This window comes from Microvirga lotononidis (assembly GCF_034627025.1).
Taxonomy (GTDB): domain Bacteria; phylum Pseudomonadota; class Alphaproteobacteria; order Rhizobiales; family Beijerinckiaceae; genus Microvirga; species Microvirga lotononidis.
In genome coordinates this window covers 1,439,279-1,454,354 of the sequence record NZ_CP141048.1, presented here as the reverse complement: position 1 = coordinate 1,454,354, position 15,076 = coordinate 1,439,279, and the positions used below count along the sequence as shown (strand labels likewise).

The 15,076-nt window shown below is 63.9% G+C and carries 17 protein-coding genes; 15 read left to right on the top strand and 2 right to left on the bottom strand.

What is annotated here, in order from left to right:
* Positions 1–26: 26 nt before the first annotated feature.
* Positions 27–872: a MurR/RpiR family transcriptional regulator gene (locus U0023_RS06855; protein WP_040638946.1), complete on the bottom strand. Its 846-nt coding sequence runs from the start codon at positions 870–872 to the stop codon at positions 27–29.
* 281 nt (positions 873–1,153) lie between these two features.
* Here U0023_RS06855 and U0023_RS06850 point away from each other — a divergent pair, with 281 nt between their 5' ends.
* The 4 genes from U0023_RS06850 to U0023_RS06835 all read left to right on the top strand — a co-directional run bounded on the left by U0023_RS06850 (position 1,154) and on the right by U0023_RS06835 (position 5,470).
* Positions 1,154–2,095 (top strand): sugar ABC transporter substrate-binding protein, encoded by a 942-nt coding sequence (locus U0023_RS06850; RefSeq protein ID WP_009763074.1) that lies wholly within the window; start codon positions 1,154–1,156, stop codon positions 2,093–2,095.
* Between the two features lie 71 nt (positions 2,096–2,166).
* The gene (locus U0023_RS06845; RefSeq protein WP_009763075.1) at positions 2,167–3,309 is read left to right on the top strand and encodes an ABC transporter permease; all 1,143 of its coding nucleotides are present in this window, start codon (positions 2,167–2,169) and stop codon (positions 3,307–3,309) included.
* Positions 3,309–4,094, top strand: coding sequence for an ATP-binding cassette domain-containing protein (locus U0023_RS06840; RefSeq protein WP_009763076.1), 786 nt, complete (start codon positions 3,309–3,311; stop codon positions 4,092–4,094). The genes U0023_RS06845 and U0023_RS06840 overlap by 1 nt, the downstream gene beginning before the upstream one ends.
* A 236-nt stretch (positions 4,095–4,330) precedes the next feature.
* Entirely contained in the window at positions 4,331–5,470 is a 1,140-nt protein-coding gene (locus U0023_RS06835; protein WP_009763077.1) for a Gfo/Idh/MocA family protein, read from the top strand.
* 42 nt (positions 5,471–5,512) lie between these two features.
* On the opposite strand, the gene phnF is transcribed toward U0023_RS06835, so the two are convergent.
* The gene (gene phnF, locus U0023_RS06830) at positions 5,513–6,235 is read right to left on the bottom strand and encodes a phosphonate metabolism transcriptional regulator PhnF (RefSeq protein ID WP_009763078.1); all 723 of its coding nucleotides are present in this window, start codon (positions 6,233–6,235) and stop codon (positions 5,513–5,515) included.
* A 98-nt stretch (positions 6,236–6,333) separates the two neighbouring features.
* On the opposite strand from phnF, the gene phnG reads away from it, so the two are divergent.
* The 11 genes from phnG (at position 6,334) to U0023_RS06775 (ending at position 15,076) form a co-directional block, all read left to right on the top strand.
* On the top strand, positions 6,334–6,786 hold the full coding sequence (gene phnG / locus U0023_RS06825; RefSeq protein WP_245272982.1) for a phosphonate C-P lyase system protein PhnG: 453 nt from the start codon (positions 6,334–6,336) through the stop codon (positions 6,784–6,786).
* Positions 6,786–7,382 carry a phosphonate C-P lyase system protein PhnH gene (gene phnH / locus U0023_RS06820; RefSeq protein ID WP_009763080.1) on the top strand — a complete coding sequence of 199 codons (597 nt, stop codon included), beginning with the start codon at positions 6,786–6,788 and terminating at the stop codon, positions 7,380–7,382. Before phnG ends, phnH begins: the two co-directional genes overlap by 1 nt.
* Before the next feature lie 3 nt (positions 7,383–7,385).
* Entirely contained in the window at positions 7,386–8,486 is a 1,101-nt protein-coding gene (locus tag U0023_RS06815) for a carbon-phosphorus lyase complex subunit PhnI (protein ID WP_009763081.1), read from the top strand.
* Positions 8,483–9,388, top strand: a complete 906-nt coding sequence (locus U0023_RS06810) for an alpha-D-ribose 1-methylphosphonate 5-phosphate C-P-lyase PhnJ (RefSeq protein WP_009763082.1) — start codon at positions 8,483–8,485, stop codon at positions 9,386–9,388. Before U0023_RS06815 ends, U0023_RS06810 begins: the two co-directional genes overlap by 4 nt.
* Positions 9,385–10,161, top strand: a complete 777-nt coding sequence (phnK, locus tag U0023_RS06805) for a phosphonate C-P lyase system protein PhnK (protein WP_009763083.1) — start codon at positions 9,385–9,387, stop codon at positions 10,159–10,161. The genes U0023_RS06810 and phnK overlap by 4 nt, the downstream gene beginning before the upstream one ends.
* 1 nt (position 10,162) lies before the next feature.
* Complete coding sequence (phnL, locus tag U0023_RS06800; RefSeq protein WP_009763084.1) at positions 10,163–10,903, top strand: phosphonate C-P lyase system protein PhnL; 741 nt, start codon at positions 10,163–10,165, stop codon at positions 10,901–10,903.
* The gene (locus U0023_RS06795; RefSeq protein ID WP_009763085.1) at positions 10,903–11,610 is read left to right on the top strand and encodes a DapH/DapD/GlmU-related protein; all 708 of its coding nucleotides are present in this window, start codon (positions 10,903–10,905) and stop codon (positions 11,608–11,610) included. Before phnL ends, U0023_RS06795 begins: the two co-directional genes overlap by 1 nt.
* Positions 11,607–12,446 carry a phosphonate ABC transporter ATP-binding protein gene (phnC, locus tag U0023_RS06790; protein WP_009763086.1) on the top strand — a complete coding sequence of 280 codons (840 nt, stop codon included), beginning with the start codon at positions 11,607–11,609 and terminating at the stop codon, positions 12,444–12,446. Before U0023_RS06795 ends, phnC begins: the two co-directional genes overlap by 4 nt.
* A gap of 28 nt (positions 12,447–12,474) precedes the next feature.
* Positions 12,475–13,464: a phosphonate ABC transporter substrate-binding protein gene (gene phnD / locus U0023_RS06785; protein ID WP_009763087.1), complete on the top strand. Its 990-nt coding sequence runs from the start codon at positions 12,475–12,477 to the stop codon at positions 13,462–13,464.
* A gap of 71 nt (positions 13,465–13,535) precedes the next feature.
* The gene (gene phnE, locus U0023_RS06780) at positions 13,536–14,387 is read left to right on the top strand and encodes a phosphonate ABC transporter, permease protein PhnE (protein WP_009763088.1); all 852 of its coding nucleotides are present in this window, start codon (positions 13,536–13,538) and stop codon (positions 14,385–14,387) included.
* Positions 14,387–15,076 (top strand): DUF1045 domain-containing protein, encoded by a 690-nt coding sequence (locus U0023_RS06775; protein WP_009763089.1) that lies wholly within the window; start codon positions 14,387–14,389, stop codon positions 15,074–15,076. Before phnE ends, U0023_RS06775 begins: the two co-directional genes overlap by 1 nt.

Below are 15,076 nucleotides of genomic sequence, written 5' to 3'. Positions count from 1 at the left end.
CGGTCCCCGACCGGGCCGTGTTCCGTCTAACCCTCCGCCCGCTTCTCCGCCGTGCCCACGGCTAGCGCCATCGCCAGCGCGAATGAGGCTGAGAGCGACCGGAAGGCGCCGAAATCGGCTTCCGCGACTTCGAGCCAGACATCGGCGTTCGTCACCAGGGGGCTGAAGGCCGAATCGGTGATCGCCACCACGGGAACGTCGCGTTGCGCGGCGGCCGCCGCCAGATCGGCCGTGACCGGCGCATAGGGCGTGAAGCTGATGGCCAGCACCGCATCGCGCTTGGACGCGATGGCGAGCTGCTCGGGACCGAGCTGGCCCACATGGTCGATGAGGATGGCGCGCACGCCGAGCTTGCCGAAGGCATAGGCGCAGTACGCGATAACCGGGAAGACCCGCCGGGCGCCGAGAAGATAGACGGTGTCGGCCTTGGCTAGCGTCTCGATGGCGCGGGACAATTCCTCGGGGCGCACCGATGCCTGCATCCGCTCCAGGGAAATGGCCGCCGCATGGGTGAAGCCCTCGAGCAGGGACGCCGCATGGACGTGGTGTCCCTCGGCGTCGCGCAGGCCGCGCAGGCGCTCGCGATAATCCGGGAAACGCTCCCGCAGGCGATCGCGAAAAATCTGCTGCAGGTGGGAGAAGCCGTCATAGCCGAGGCTCTTGGCGAAACGCACCAGGGTGGAGGGCTGAACGCCCGCATGTTCGGCGATGCCGGCCACGGTCCCGAACGCCATGTCCTCGGGATGCTCGAGCGCGAAGGCGGCGATCTGCTTCAAGCGCTTCGGCATCGCTTCACGGCGGCCGAGCAGGAGCGCGCGGAGGCCGTCGAAGTCCTCGGGAAGGTCCGTCACGTCCGCTTCCGCGCTGCCCATGCTGTCCTCTGTCTCCATCGCAGGCCTCGGATCTCAGATCGGCCTTGACCCGATCCTACAAAAATGGAATAAAAATTCCAATATAGAAACAAAAAGGTTCTGACGTTCCGTTTAGTCAGGCGGACGATCGGATCGGCAGAGGGAACGCTGTACGGACGGTGATTCGCCCTTCGGCTCATTTGTTTTCTCTCTGCCCTTTGAGGCAAGCGGCAAGGCCGCGGCGTCCGCCGCAGCGCACAGGCGCTGCGACGCTCGCGTGGGAACCATCTGGGAGGAAGAGCATGAAAGCGTTCGTTACCGGTCTGGCCGCAGCCGCGGCCCTGACCCTCGCCACAGCCGCCCCGGTCGCGGCGCAGCAGAATACCCGCATCATCGTCGTCAGCCACGGGCAGGCCAACGATCCATTCTGGTCGGTGGTCAAGAACGGCGTGGCGGCGGGCGGCCAGGACATGAAGGTCCAGGTCGATTACCGGGCGCCCGAGACCTTCGACATGGTCGCCATGGGCCAGCTCATCGACGCGGCCGTGAACCAGAAGCCGGCCGGCCTGATCGTCTCGATCCCCGATGCCTCGGCGCTCGGCCCGTCGATCCAGAAGGCGGTGGCCGCCGGCATTCCGGTGATCTCCATGAATTCCGGCTCCGACGTGTCGAAGAAGCTCGGTGCGCTGCTCCATGTGGGCCAGGACGAGGTGGAGGCCGGACGCATCGCCGGTGCCAAGCTCAAGGAAATGGGCGGCAAGGTCGGCCTGTGCGTGAACCAGGAGGTCGGCAACGTGTCGCTCGACCTGCGCTGCAAGGGCTTCACGGAAGGCTTCGGCGGCAAGGTGACGGTGCTCCCCGTCACGAACGATCCGACGGATGTCCGCGCCAAGGTGAAGGCCGCCGTAGCTGCCGACGGGTCCGTCGACACGATTCTGGCGCTTGGTGCCGGGACGGCGGGCGAGCCGTCGGTTGCGGCCGTGAAGGAGGCCGGCAAGGTAGGCGCGATCCGCGTCGCCACGTTCGACATGTCGGCTGGCTTCCTCAAGTCGGTGGCGAACGGAGAGGCGGTGTTTGCCATCGATCAGCAACAATTCCTGCAGGGTTACCTGCCGGTGGTGTTCCTGGCCAATTACGCCAAGTACGGCCTCATGCCTGGCGGCGACGTCGCCTCGGGCCCGAACCTGGTCACCAAGGAAAAAGCCAGCCAGGTGATCGATCTGTCCGCCAAGGGCATTCGTTGATTGTTGCCTGAAGCCCGCGGCCGCCATGGCCGCGGGCTCCTTGTTTCCTGCATTCATTCGGGGAGGCTCCCATGGTGAACACCACCCAGCCGACCGCAAACCTGTCTCCGGCACCCGTCATCGAAAAGATCCAGGACGAGCGCCTGCGGGAAGTTTCCCTCCTCACCAAGATCATGCGGCGTCCCGAGCTCGGGGCTCTTGCAGGCCTCGTCCTCGTGACGATCTTTTTCCTCTCCACCGCCGATGCGTCCATGTTCACGCTGGCGGGCATCATGAACATCCTCTCGCCCGCGGCCCAGCTCGGTATCCTGGCCATCGCGGCGGCCCTGCTGATGATCGGAGGCGAGTTCGATCTCTCCATCGGCTCCATGGTGGCCTTCACGGGCCTCGTCTTCGGTGCCTTCATCACGCTCAACGGCTGGCCGCTCCTCCTCGCCATCGCCGGGACCTTCGTCGTGGCGGCCGTGCTCGGCGCGCTGAACGGCCAGATGGTGATCCGCACCCGGCTGCCGTCGTTCATCGTCACGCTCGCCTTCCTGTTCATCCTGCGCGGTCTCTCGCTCGTCGGGCTGAAATGGGCCACGGGAGGCTCGACGCAGATGCGCGGCATCGGCGATCAGGCGGGCGAGGGCATCGTGCGCGAACTCTTCTCGGGTGTCGCCTTCGAGGGCGTGTTCTCCTGGCTCGCGGCACACGACGTCATCGCCAAGTTCCCGAATGGCACGCCGACCGTGACGGGCGTGCCGGTCTCCATCGTGTGGTTCATCCTCTTTGCGCTGCTGGCCACCTGGCTCCTCCTGCGCACCCGCGCCGGCAACTGGATCTTCGCGGCGGGCGGCGACGCCAACGCGGCGCGCAATTCCGGCGTGCCGGTTGACCGGGTGAAAACCGGGCTCTTCATGCTAACCGCCTGCGCGGCCGCGCTGGTGGCCATCCTGACCGTCCTCGATGCGGGCTCGACCGATGCGCGGCGCGGTTTCCAGAAGGAATTCGAGGCCATCATCGCGGCGGTGATCGGCGGATGCCTGCTCACCGGCGGCTACGGCTCGGCCATCGGGGCGTTCTTCGGCGCCATCATCTTCGGCATGGTGTCCATCGGCCTCACCTACACGCGGTTCGATTCCGACTGGTTCCAGGTCTTCCTGGGCGCCATGCTGCTGCTCGCCGTGCTGTTCAACAACTTCATCCGGCGCAAAGTGACGGGAGAACGCTGATGGACAACGAAACGCCCCTCATCGACATCCGCAACCTCGTCAAGCATTTCGGCTCGGTCATCGCGCTCTCCGGCGTGTCGCTCATGGTCCGTCGCGGTGAGGTCATGTGCCTGCTCGGGGACAATGGAGCCGGCAAGTCGACCCTGATCAAGACGCTGGCCGGCGTGCACCGGCCGACCTCGGGCGAGTTCTTCGTCGAAGGCCAGCCGGTGGCTTTCACGAGCCCTCGCGATGCGCTCGATGCGGGCATCGCGACCGTGTACCAGGATCTCGCCATGATCCCGCTCATGTCGGTCACGCGCAACTTCTTCATGGGCCGCGAGCCGGTGAAAGGCATCTGGCCGTTCCGCAACGTGGATTTCGACCATTGCGACGAGGTCACCCGCGAGGAGATGCACAAGATCGGCATCGACGTACGCGACCCGCATCAGGCGGTCGGCACGCTCTCCGGCGGCGAGCGCCAATGCGTGGCCATTGCCCGCGCGGTCTATTTCGGCGCCAAGGTGCTGATCCTCGACGAGCCGACATCGGCGCTGGGCGTGGCGCAGACCTCCATGGTGCTGAAATACATCCACCAGGTCCGCCAGAAGGGCCTCGGCGTGATCTTCATCACGCACAACGTGCGCCACGCCTACGCGGTGGGCGACCGCTTCACGGTGCTCAACCGGGGCAGGACGCTGGGCACTTACGCGAAGTCGGAGATCCAGATCGAGGAGCTGCAGAACCTCATGGCCGGCGGCAAGGAATTGCAGGCGGTGTCGGAAGAACTTGGTGGGATGGTGTGAAGCGCTACGCGTCCTTCCGGGAACGACACCCTGCGACGTCATCACCGGGCTTGTCCCAGTGATCCCGAACAGAAGAGCGCGGCGTTTCAAACAAGCGGGATGGCCGGCACAAGGACGGCCATGACGGAGATAGTGCTTCCGAGCGGAATGGCAGCGGCTGATCCCAGATCAGACACGAGGCGATCACGACGTGAGGAGCTTGCGCCAAGCCGTCTATCGTTTCAGGAGCGTCACGCATGAAGTCTCTGAACATCGGTCTCATCGGCACAGGCTACATGGGAAAGTGTCACGCGCTGGCCTGGAACGCGGTTTCCGCCGTCTTCGGGGATGTACCCAGACCGCGCCTCGCGATGCTGGCTGAGGCTTCGCAGGATCTGGCTGAGAAAAAAGCACACGAACTCGGCTTCGCGCGTGCCACCGGCGACTGGCGCTCCCTCGTCACGGATCCCGAGATCGACGTCGTCTCCATCACTACGCCCAATGCCTTCCATCCCGAAATGGCAATCGCGGCCCTGGAAGCGGGCAAGCATGTGTGGTGCGAGAAGCCGATGGCCACGCGTCTGCCGGACGCGGAGCGCATGCTCGCCGCAGCCCGCGCCTCCGGCAAGGTCCCGGCTTTGGGCTACAACTACATCCAGAACCCCATTGTCCGCCTGATCCGGCGCCTGATCGACGAGGATCGCATCGGCGCGGTCAACCACGTGCGTATCGAGATGGACGAGGACTTCATGGCGGACCCGGAGGAGCTCTTCTACTGGAAGAGCGAGGCAACCTCCGGGCATGGGGCGCTGGACGATTTCGGCGTCCATGCCTTGAGCCTGATTTGGACCCTCTTCGGCGGCGTGCGGCGTGTCTGCGGGCACATGGCGAAGCCTTATGCCGACCGGCCGGTGAGGGATGGCGGCCGCCGGACCGTTGAGACCTATGACATCGCCACCACGCTGATCGAGCTCGACAACGGCGCCTCCGGTGTGATCGCGCTCAACCGCTCGGCTTGGGGCCGCAAGGGGCGCATCTTCGTCCAGCTCTTCGGCTCGAAAGGCTCCATCGTGTACGACCAGGAGCGCATGAACGAGGTCCAGCTCTACACGGCCGATGGGGGCAAGGAAACACAGGGCTTCCGCACCATTCTCACCTCACCGCATCACCCGCCCTACGACAAGTTCATTCCGGCGCCGGGACATGGGCTGGGCTTCAATGACCTGAAGATCATCGAGTGCCGGGAGCTGATCCGCCGCATCGAGGGCGATGCCGCGCATCTGATCACGTTCGAGGACGGCATCCGCATCGAGCGGACAGTGGATGCGATTGCGAGAAGTGCGCGCTCCGGTGCATGGGTGGACGTCGCAGCAGGCGAGGGCGGACAGGCCGTTTGAGGTTCAACGAACGCATCGGAACTCGGCGGAATCCGCCGAGCGTCAGCTCTGGAGCATGACGAGTTCCACCCGGTCCGCAAGGAACTTGGTTCTGATGAACTGGACCGGCCGCCCTTCGAGGTCCACGTCGATCGCCTTGCTGATCAGGACGACCGCATCGGTCGCGCAGCTCATGAGCTCGGCATCCTTCGCGGACACACGCTCCGCCGTCAGGCGGGTCTCACGGCGGCGATAGTCGCCGAGTCCTTCCCGCCTCAACGCCTCGGTGATGGAGCCGGTCTCGGCATAGGCCTCGATGATGCCAGGGAAACGCTCAGCCGAGAAGTACGATGTCGAGCGCGAGAGAGGGACGCCGTTCGCGACCGAGAGGCTGTCGAGACGGTGAAGGGGCGTTCCGACACGGCATTCGAGCAAGGCGGCCGTCGCCGCATCCGACAGAACGTAGTCGGATTTGATGAGCCGGCCCGAGGGTTCCAGCGATTGCTTCAGCATGTTTTCGGAGAAGCGCGTCCGCGAGCCGATGGGATAGACGACGCGTTGCGGCTTGTTGTTCACGAAGGTGCCGCGCCCACGCTCGACGCGAAGCAAGCCATCCGCCGTCAAGGCCGCGATGGCGCGACGGACCGTATGGCGGTTGACTCCATAGCGTGCCGCCAATTCCATTTCTGACGGCAGAGCATCAGAGATGACGCCGTCACCGATATTGCTGCGGATGTCATCCGCGACCCGCCGCCAGCGCGTGACGCCGTCTCCATCCAGGCTCATCGACCCACTCTCTCCAAACGTCATCAGTCTGTCACGGTCGGCAGGGTAAACCACGCTCATGACTGGTTGTCTAGACGAATAGACAAGTGATGAACCGAATGCACTCTCACGATCATGCCCGAAAGCGCAGGCTGGATGCTTTGGCGTCGAGCGACCCGGCCAATCTGGCCGAGCGATACGCAGCTCTGGAACCCTCCGCCCCGACCGCAACACCGATCCGCGGCCCAGAAATCGGCATGGTCATGCTTCGTGGCCGAGCCGGGGGCGGCGGTGCGGTGTTCAATCTCGGCGAGGCCACCGTGACGCGCTCGACCGTCAAGCTCGCCACGGGCGAGATCGGACATGCGATCGTCCTTGGACGCCAGCTGCAGAAGGCGCACATCGTCGCCCATCTCGATGCGCTCTCGCAGCGTCCCGAATGGGCCACGGTGATCGAGACGGACTTCGTGACACCGGCGCTGGCAGAGCAGGACGCGGCGCGGACACGGCAGGGCGAAGAGACGGAAGCGACGCGCGTCGACTTCTTCACCATGGTTCGAGGAGAGGATTGATGGCTGTCACAACCCTGTTGGACGGCGGGTTCGCAGATCCGGTCCTTCAATCGCAGGCCACATTCCGGCTGGTGATGGATGCCATGGCGCAGCCGGGCCGCATCGTCGATGTGGGGGAGCCGGTTCGGGCTCCTGCGCCGCTCGACCCGGCTGCGGCGGCCTTCCTGGCGACCCTTGCCGACTATGACACCACCGTCTGGTTTGAAGACGATGGTGCGGATGCAGCCGCCTCGTGGCTGACATTTCACACGGGAGCCCCGGTCACGAAAGACCCGTCGACGGCAAGCTTCGTGCTTTTGTCCAAGGGCAGCCCGGCCGCTGGATGGCTCGAGTTTCCCATGGGCTCCCTTCCTTATCCGGATCGTTCCGCGACGTTGCTTCTGCCGGTGGAAAGTCTGAGAGACGGCACGCCGCTGACGATCCGCGGCCCCGGGATCGAGACAGTTGCCACGATCGCGCCGTGCTGTCTGCCCGACGGGTTCATCGAGACGATGGCGATCAATGCGGCCCGGTTCCCGCAGGGGTTCGACCTTGTGTTGATCTGCGGCAGCGAATTGCTCGCGCTGCCACGCACCACCCGTCTTGTGGAGGCATAAGCCATGTATGTCGCAGTGAAAGGCGGAGAAGCGGCGATCTCGAATGCCCATCGGCTCATGGCCGACCGTCGGCGTGGAGATCGCAATGTGCCGGCGCTCTCAGTTGAACAGATTGTCAACCAGCTATCCCTCGGTGTCGACCGCGTGATGGCGGAGGGCTCCCTCTACGATCCCGAGCTTGCCGCGATGGCCGTGCGCCAGGCACGTGGCGATTTGATCGAGGCGATCTTTCTGCTGCGTGCCTATCGAACAACGTTGCCCCGGTTCAGCAATGCACGCCCGATCGACACGAACAGGATGCGCATCGAGCGCCGGGTTTCGGCGACCTTCAAGGACATCCCGGGAGGCCAGCTGCTGGGGCCGACCTTCGACTACACGCACCGCCTGATCGACCCGTCCATGGCCGGTGACGAAGCCGTCGCAGCTCCTGTCAGGCGGGAGCGCTCCATGGATGAGGGCTGCCCGCGCGTGACGGATCTTCTCGATGGCCAGGGGCTGATCGAACCCGATGTCCCAAGCAACGGTGAGCCGGGAGACCTGACCCGCGAGGCGATTGCCTATCCGGTCGGGCGCGAGATCCGCCTCCAGGCACTGGCGCGTGGCGACGAGGGCTTCCTGCTCGCCCTCGGCTACTCGACCCAACGCGGCTATGGTCGGACGCATCCCTTCGTGGGCGAAATCCGGATCGGCATGGTCGATGTCGAAGTGGACATGCCGGAACTCGGCTTTTCCCTGTGCATCGGCGCGATCCGGGTCACGGAATGTCAGATGGTGTCGCAGTTCAAGGGGAATGCGGATGAACCGCCGCGTTTCACACGCGGATACGGACTCGTCCTCGGGCAATCCGAGCGCAAGGCGATGGCCATGAGTCTCGTCGACCGGGCGCTGAGAGCCGACGAGTTCAATGAGCAGCGGCTGGCGCCGGCCCAAGACGAGGAGTTCGTTCTGGAGCATTGCGACAACGTGCAGGCGACCGGCTTCGTCGAGCACCTGAAGCTGCCGCACTACGTCGATTTCCAGGCGGAGCTCGAATTGCTGAGAACGCTGCGTCGGGAAGCCGAAATGGCGCGTGCTGACACACCCATGAGCGAGGCAGCAGAATGAATACTCCGTCCCTGCCTGCTTACAACTTCGCCTATCTCGACGAACAGACAAAGCGCATGATCCGGCGGGCGATCCTGAAGGCGATCACGATCCCCGGATACCAGGTGCCGTTCGCCTCCCGCGAAATGCCGATGCCCTACGGCTGGGGCACCGGCGGCGTGCAGGTCACCGCATCGATCTTGGGGCCGGACGACGTGCTCAAGGTCATCGACCAGGGTGCCGACGATACCACCAATGCGGTGTCGATCCGGGCCTTCTTCGCCAAGGTTGCGAATGTGGCAACGACGACGCGGACACGGGATGCAACGATCATCCAGACCCGCCACCGCATTCCCGAAACTCCTCTCACCGAGGGCCAGATCATCGTCTACCAGGTGCCGATTCCGGAGCCCCTTCGCTTCCTCGAGCCTCGGGAGACGGAAACGCGCGTGATGCATGCCCTGGAAGAATATGGGCTGGTGCATGTCAAGCTCTATGAGGACATTGCGCAGCACGGCCACATTGCCACGACCTATGCCTATCCCGTGAAGGTCGAAGGCCGCTACGTCATGGACCCGTCGCCGATCCCCAAATTCGACAATCCGAAGATGCACCGGTCGCCGGCGCTGCAACTCTTTGGCGCCGGCCGCGAGAAGCGCATCTACGCGCTGCCGCCCTTCACCGACGTGGTCAGCCTCGATTTCGAGGACCATCCGTTCAAGGTCCAGCGCTTCGATTCCCGTTGCGCTCTCTGCGATGCACAGGACGTCTATATGGACGAGGTCGTCACGGACGACCGTGGGGGACGCATGTTTGTCTGCTCGGACACCGATCATTGCGAAACGCGGCGGTCGGACGGGCATCAGGGCTCTGGCCAGCCGCAGCATGGTGCCGCAAAAGACCACAGGGAGGCTGCGGAATGAACAGCGAACCCATCCTTTCCGTCCGCAAGCTGGAGAAGCGCTACGGCAACTTCATCGGCTGCACCGACGTCTCCTTCGACGTCTGGCCGGGCGAGGTCGTCGCGATCGTGGGCGAGTCCGGCTCGGGCAAAACGACCCTGCTCAACTGTATCTCGACGCGCGTGGAGCGGAGCAGCGGCGAAATCCGTTACAGAATGCGCGACCGGCGGTTCCCGGATCTCGCGGAATTGAGCGAGGCCGAGTTGCGCTTCCTCATGAGGACGGACTGGGGTTTCGTTCACCAGAACCCGGCAGATGGATTGCGGATGCGCGTATCGGCGGGCGCCAATGTCGGTGAGCGGCTGATGGCAATCGGCGATCGCAACTACGGCCAGATCCGGAGCCGGGCGAGCGACTGGCTGGAGCGCGTCGAGATCGCGACCTCCCGCGTCGACGACATGCCGGTGTCTTTCTCGGGCGGCATGCGGCAGCGTCTGCAGATCGCGCGCAACCTCGTCACCCATCCTCGCCTGATCTTCATGGATGAGCCGACCGGCGGCCTCGACGTCTCGGTCCAGGCGCGCGTACTCGACCTGCTGCGAATGCTGGTCTCGGACCTTGGCCTGTCGGTGATCATCGTCACCCATGATCTGGCCGTCGCGCGGCTCCTCTCGCAGCGGATGATCGTCATGAAGAGCGGTCGGATCGTCGAGCAGGGGCTGACCGACCGGGTCATGGACGATCCAAGCCATCCCTATACCCAGCTTCTCGTCGCCTCGATCCTGGAGAACTGAGATGGTGACATCCAATCCATGCGCCATGGCTGGCGCTCCTCTGCTCTCGGTCGAGGACGTATCCAAGTCATTCACGATCCATCTGCGCGGCGGTGTCCGTCTTCCCGTCGTGGCCAATGTCACGTTTGACGTCGCTTCCGGCGAATGCGTCGTGCTCGGCGGCCCGTCAGGGGTCGGAAAATCCTCCATCCTGCGCATGATCTTCGGCAATTACTCCGTCGATACCGGCCGGATCCTCGTGCGGGATCCCGCCACCGGAGACGTTGCAGATCTCGCATCCGGCGATCCCCGCCTTGTCCTCAGGCTCCGGCGCGATCGGATCGGCTATGTCAGCCAATTCCTGCGGGCGATCCCGCGGGTGACGGCTCTGGATGTCGTGGCCGAGCCGCTCCTTGCCCGTGGTGTCGAGCGCAAGCTCGCATCGGACCGTGCCGCTGCCATGCTCGAGCGGCTGAACCTGCCGTCGGCTCTCTTCAATCTCCCTCCGGCAACGTTCTCCGGAGGTGAGAAGCAGCGGGTGAACATCGCCCGTGGCTTCATGATCGATTACCCGATCCTTCTGCTCGACGAGCCGACAGCCTCGCTCGACGAGACCAATCGGAATGTCGTCGTCGGCATGATCCGGGAGAAGCTGACCGCTGGAACGGCCATCCTCGGGATCTTCCACGACATTCCGGTTCGCGAGGCGGTTGCGACGAAGATCATCGACGTCTCGGCCTTCTCGACGCGGAGGGCTGCCTGATGCCCAAGCTCAGCGAACATGAGCCGCTCATTCACGCGACGGCCAGCGTCGAGCGCAGCACGCTCGGCCGCTTCGTCGAGATCGAAGACCGCTCGCGCGTGAGCGAGACCGTGCTGGGCGACTATTCATATGTGATGCAGGACTGCGCGATCTGGTGCGCCACGATAGGCAAATTCGCCAATATCGCGGCTGCCGTGCGGATCAATGCCACCAACCATCCCACCTGGCGCGCCACGCTTCACCACTTCACCTACCGCGCCGGCGATTATTTCGACGGGGCGACTGACGAAGAGGAGTTCTTCGGGTGGCGCCGCTCTCAAGCGGTCACGATCGGACATGATGTCTGGATCGGCCACGGAGCGACCATTCTGCCCGGAGTCAGGATCGGCAATGGCGCTGTTGTGGGCGCAGGCGCCGTCGTCTCGCGTGATGTCGCACCCTACACCATCGTCGGAGGCGTCCCCGCGCGCCTCATCCGAGAGCGCTTCTCCCCGGAGATCGGCCGACGGATGGATCGCCTGGGCTGGTGGGACTGGCCGCATGACAAACTCTTCTCGGCGCTGGAAGACTTCCGGGCGCTGCCGGCAGAGGCCTTTGTCGAGCGCTATGAAGCGCTGACGCCAAACCTTCATCGAACTGACATCGAACCGTCGCCATCAAGTTATCCTGGCTCGGTAGGTTTGGATGAACAGGGACGATGCAGATGACCGCGATCAGCGTTTCCAATCTCTCGAAGCGTTACGGAAAAACCCGGGCGCTGGATAATGTCAGCATCGACGTCCAGCGTGGCGAGATGGTCGCTCTGATCGGCGCATCGGGTTCCGGCAAGAGCACGCTCATCCGTCATATCGCAGGGCTCGAGGCCGGCGACGGCGAGACCGGGAAAGTCGTGGTTCTCGGGGAGCTGTCGCAGGCAGGTGGACGATTGTCGCGTGGGCGCCCAGCCGGCCGCGTGGCGGTCATCTTTCAGCAATTCAATCTCGTCGGCCGGCTCTCCGTCCTGACCAATGTGCTCATCGGCAATCTCGGCCGGGTTCCCCGCTGGCGCGGCACGCTCGGACTGTTCAACCGATCCGAGAAGGAAAAAGCTGAGAGCGCCCTGGCCCGCGTCGGCATTCCCCACGTGGCGACCCAGCGCTCGTCGACCCTCTCGGGCGGTCAACAGCAGCGCGCTGCCATCGCACGTACACTTGTGCAGGAAGCCGAAATCCTGATCGCCGACGAGCCGATCTCGGCGCTCGACCCGTCGTCCGCACGGCGCGTGATGGATGTTCTGTCCGCCATCAATACCCAGGACAAGATCACGGTTCTCGTATCGCTGCATCAGGTCGAGTACGCGCGGCGCTACTGCAAGCGTACGATCGCGATGCGCGACGGGCGCATTGTTTACGATGGGCCTTCGACGTCCCTTTCCAACAGTTTCCTCGCGGAGCTCTACGGCGACGCTTCGGAAGAACTGGTTCTGCCGGAAGGCCCGGCAGAACTGCTGCGAGCTCAGCCGGTCCGGCCGAGCAGTCACGAACCAGTGCATATGTTAGCCTAGACCCAGTAAAATCATCGGAGAATCTGGAATGAACGCGATGCTCAAATGGGCAGCGACGGTGTCGCTCGCCTGCACGATGTCCACAGCAGCGTTGGCCCAAGAGGTTATCAACTTTGGCATTATCTCGACCGAGTCCCAGCAGAACCTGAAGGCCACCTGGGAACCGCTGCTCGCCGACTTGAAGAAGAAGACCGGCCTTGACGTGAAGCCGTTCTTCGCATCCGACTATGCCGGCGTCATCGAAGGCATGCGCTTCGGCAAGGTGCAGCTGGCTTGGTATGGCAACAAATCCGCCATGGAAGCCGTGGATCGCGCCAACGGCGAAGTCTTCGTGCAGAGCGTTCCGGTCGGCGGCGAACCGGGCTACTGGTCGGTCGTGATCGTCCCCAAGGACTCGCCGATCAAGTCGATCGACGACGTCCTGAAATGCGACAAGTCTCTCAATTTCGGGCTCGGCGACCCGAACTCGACCTCCGGCTATCTTGTCCCGATGACCTTCGTGTTCAGCGCCAAGGGCATCGACCCCAAGACCTGCTTCAAGAACGTCACCAACGCCAATCACGAGACCAACGCGATGGCCGTTGCCAACAAGCAGGTCGACGCGGCTGCCAACAACACCGAGAACATGGCGCTAATCCAGAAGAACCAGCCCAAGGCGTTCGACAACATCCGCGAGATCTGGCGCTCGCCCCTGATTCCGTCCGATCCGATCGTGTGGCGGAAGGACCTTCCTGACGCTCAGAAGGCCAAGATTCGCGAGTTCTTTCTCACCTATGGCACCGACAAGTCGACCGGCGACATCGCCGCCGAGAAGAACGTGCTGGCCGGCCTGAAGTGGGCACCGTTCCGAGCCTCTTCCGACAGGCAGCTGCTGCCGATCCGCATCATGGAGCTGACCAAGTCGATTGCCCAGGTCGAAGCCGACGCTTCGCTCGCCGCCGATGCCAAGAAGGCGAAGCTCGACCAGCTGAAGGCGCAGAAGGCCAAGTACGAGGCCGAACTGGCCGCGGCCGGCTGAGCCACTCCAAGGGAAGTGGCCTGGTCAAGGCCACTTCCCGCAATCGACGAACGTAGAGCCTTGAGACCGGTATGGACCAGACAGCATCAACTCCCAGTACTGCGGCTCTCAGGCTTGTAAAGGCCGTCGGGGATCGCGCGACGTCGTCCCCGAAAGCCGGGCGCGAACCTGGCAGAATCCGGAACCTGTTCCTGCTGGCCCTGTTGGTAGCGGCGCTCTCCTGGAGCTGGGGGCCGGCCGACATGAGCCGGTGGACCTTCCTTTTTACCGATTCCGGGAACATGGCCGAATATGCGGCCGGTTTCCTGCGTCCCAACTTCAATGACTGGCGCCATTATCTCGATGAGATGATGGTCACGATCCAGATTGCGATCTGGGGAACGTTCCTCGCCGTGGTGTTCTCGATCCCCTTCGGGATCATGTCCGCGCGCAACATGGCACCCTGGTGGGTCCTGCAGCCGGTCCGGCGCGTGATGGATCTCTTCCGGGCCATTCATGAGGTCGTGTTCGCGGTCCTGTTCGTCGTAGCGGTCGGGCTCGGCCCTTTTGCCGGCGTCATGGCCCTGTTCATCCACACGACGGGCATTCTGGCAAAACTGTTTTCCGAAGCCGTGGAGGCGATCGACCCACGTCCCGTGGAAGCCATTCGCACGACGGGCGCCTCGCGGGTCCAGCAGGTGATCTACGGCGTGATCCCGCAGGTGCTGCCTCTTTGGATATCGTACTCGCTCTACCGCCTCGAATCGAACGTCCGCTCGGCGACCGTTCTCGGCATCATTGGTGCCGGCGGCATCGGCCAGGTACTCTTCGAGTCGGTCCGTGCCTTCTATTATCCGGAAGCCTCCGCCATCCTGATCATCGTCATGATCACGGTCACGATCATGGATCTTATCTCGCAGCTTCTCCGCAGGCTGGTGATCTGATGCGAGCCGCGATCTACTTCACCCCCGCCAAGGGCGATCCGCTGACGGTGCGGGCCGTCGAATGGCTCGGGCGCGACGCCTTCGACAATCGCCCCATGCGTGATCCGGACCCGACGATGGATGGGCTCGTGTCCGAGCCGGCACGCTACGGATTCCATGCAACCTTGAAGGCACCATTCCGGCTCGCCGGCGGCACGACGCTCGACGAGCTGGACCATGCACTGGCCGCGTTCTCGCAAACGGCTCAGGTTGTCTCTCTCGGAGCGCTCGCGGTCACACGTCTGAACCGCTTCTTTGCGCTCACGGTTCAAGATACGCGTCCGCAATTGCTGCAAATCGAGGAGGCCGTCCGGACGACCTTCGATCCGTTCCGGGCTCCGCCGACGGAGCAGGAGCTGGCCCGGCGCAATCCTGAAAGCCTGTCGGAACGGCAGCAAGCGAACCTGTCGCGCTGGGGCTACCCGTATGTGGGTCAGGAGTTTCGCTTCCACATGACCCTGACCAACGCGATCGGGGACGATGAGACGGCAGCAAAGGTCGAGAGGCTTCTGCACTCTCGGTTCGATCCCGTCCTCGATCTGCCGGTCGCCATCGACGCGCTCGCGCTGTTCGTCGAACCGAAACCGGGTGCACCCTTCCATGTTCATTCGCGCCATCCGCTGCAAGGCGGCTCCCATCCGAAGCCCTAG

What these genes read in the sequence shown, in the direction of transcription:
- U0023_RS06855 (WP_040638946.1), bottom strand. Translation starts at nt 872, where the DNA reads ATGGGCAGCGCGGAAGCGGACGTGACGGACCTTCCCGAGGACTTCGAC.
- U0023_RS06850 (WP_009763074.1), top strand. Translation starts at nt 1,154, where the DNA reads ATGAAAGCGTTCGTTACCGGTCTGGCCGCAGCCGCGGCCCTGACCCTC.
- phnF (WP_009763078.1), bottom strand. Translation starts at nt 6,235, where the DNA reads ATGAGCCTGGATGGAGACGGCGTCACGCGCTGGCGGCGGGTCGCGGAT.
- U0023_RS06815 (WP_009763081.1), top strand. Translation starts at nt 7,386, where the DNA reads ATGTATGTCGCAGTGAAAGGCGGAGAAGCGGCGATCTCGAATGCCCAT.
- phnL (WP_009763084.1), top strand. Translation starts at nt 10,163, where the DNA reads ATGGTGACATCCAATCCATGCGCCATGGCTGGCGCTCCTCTGCTCTCG.
- phnD (WP_009763087.1), top strand. Translation starts at nt 12,475, where the DNA reads ATGAACGCGATGCTCAAATGGGCAGCGACGGTGTCGCTCGCCTGCACG.
- phnH (WP_009763080.1), top strand. Translation starts at nt 6,786, where the DNA reads ATGGCTGTCACAACCCTGTTGGACGGCGGGTTCGCAGATCCGGTCCTT.
- phnE (WP_009763088.1), top strand. Translation starts at nt 13,536, where the DNA reads ATGGACCAGACAGCATCAACTCCCAGTACTGCGGCTCTCAGGCTTGTA.
- U0023_RS06775 (WP_009763089.1), top strand. Translation starts at nt 14,387, where the DNA reads ATGCGAGCCGCGATCTACTTCACCCCCGCCAAGGGCGATCCGCTGACG.
- phnG (WP_245272982.1), top strand. Translation starts at nt 6,334, where the DNA reads ATGCACTCTCACGATCATGCCCGAAAGCGCAGGCTGGATGCTTTGGCG.
- U0023_RS06810 (WP_009763082.1), top strand. Translation starts at nt 8,483, where the DNA reads ATGAATACTCCGTCCCTGCCTGCTTACAACTTCGCCTATCTCGACGAA.
- phnK (WP_009763083.1), top strand. Translation starts at nt 9,385, where the DNA reads ATGAACAGCGAACCCATCCTTTCCGTCCGCAAGCTGGAGAAGCGCTAC.
- U0023_RS06835 (WP_009763077.1), top strand. Translation starts at nt 4,331, where the DNA reads ATGAAGTCTCTGAACATCGGTCTCATCGGCACAGGCTACATGGGAAAG.
- U0023_RS06795 (WP_009763085.1), top strand. Translation starts at nt 10,903, where the DNA reads ATGCCCAAGCTCAGCGAACATGAGCCGCTCATTCACGCGACGGCCAGC.
- U0023_RS06840 (WP_009763076.1), top strand. Translation starts at nt 3,309, where the DNA reads ATGGACAACGAAACGCCCCTCATCGACATCCGCAACCTCGTCAAGCAT.
- phnC (WP_009763086.1), top strand. Translation starts at nt 11,607, where the DNA reads ATGACCGCGATCAGCGTTTCCAATCTCTCGAAGCGTTACGGAAAAACC.
- U0023_RS06845 (WP_009763075.1), top strand. Translation starts at nt 2,167, where the DNA reads ATGGTGAACACCACCCAGCCGACCGCAAACCTGTCTCCGGCACCCGTC.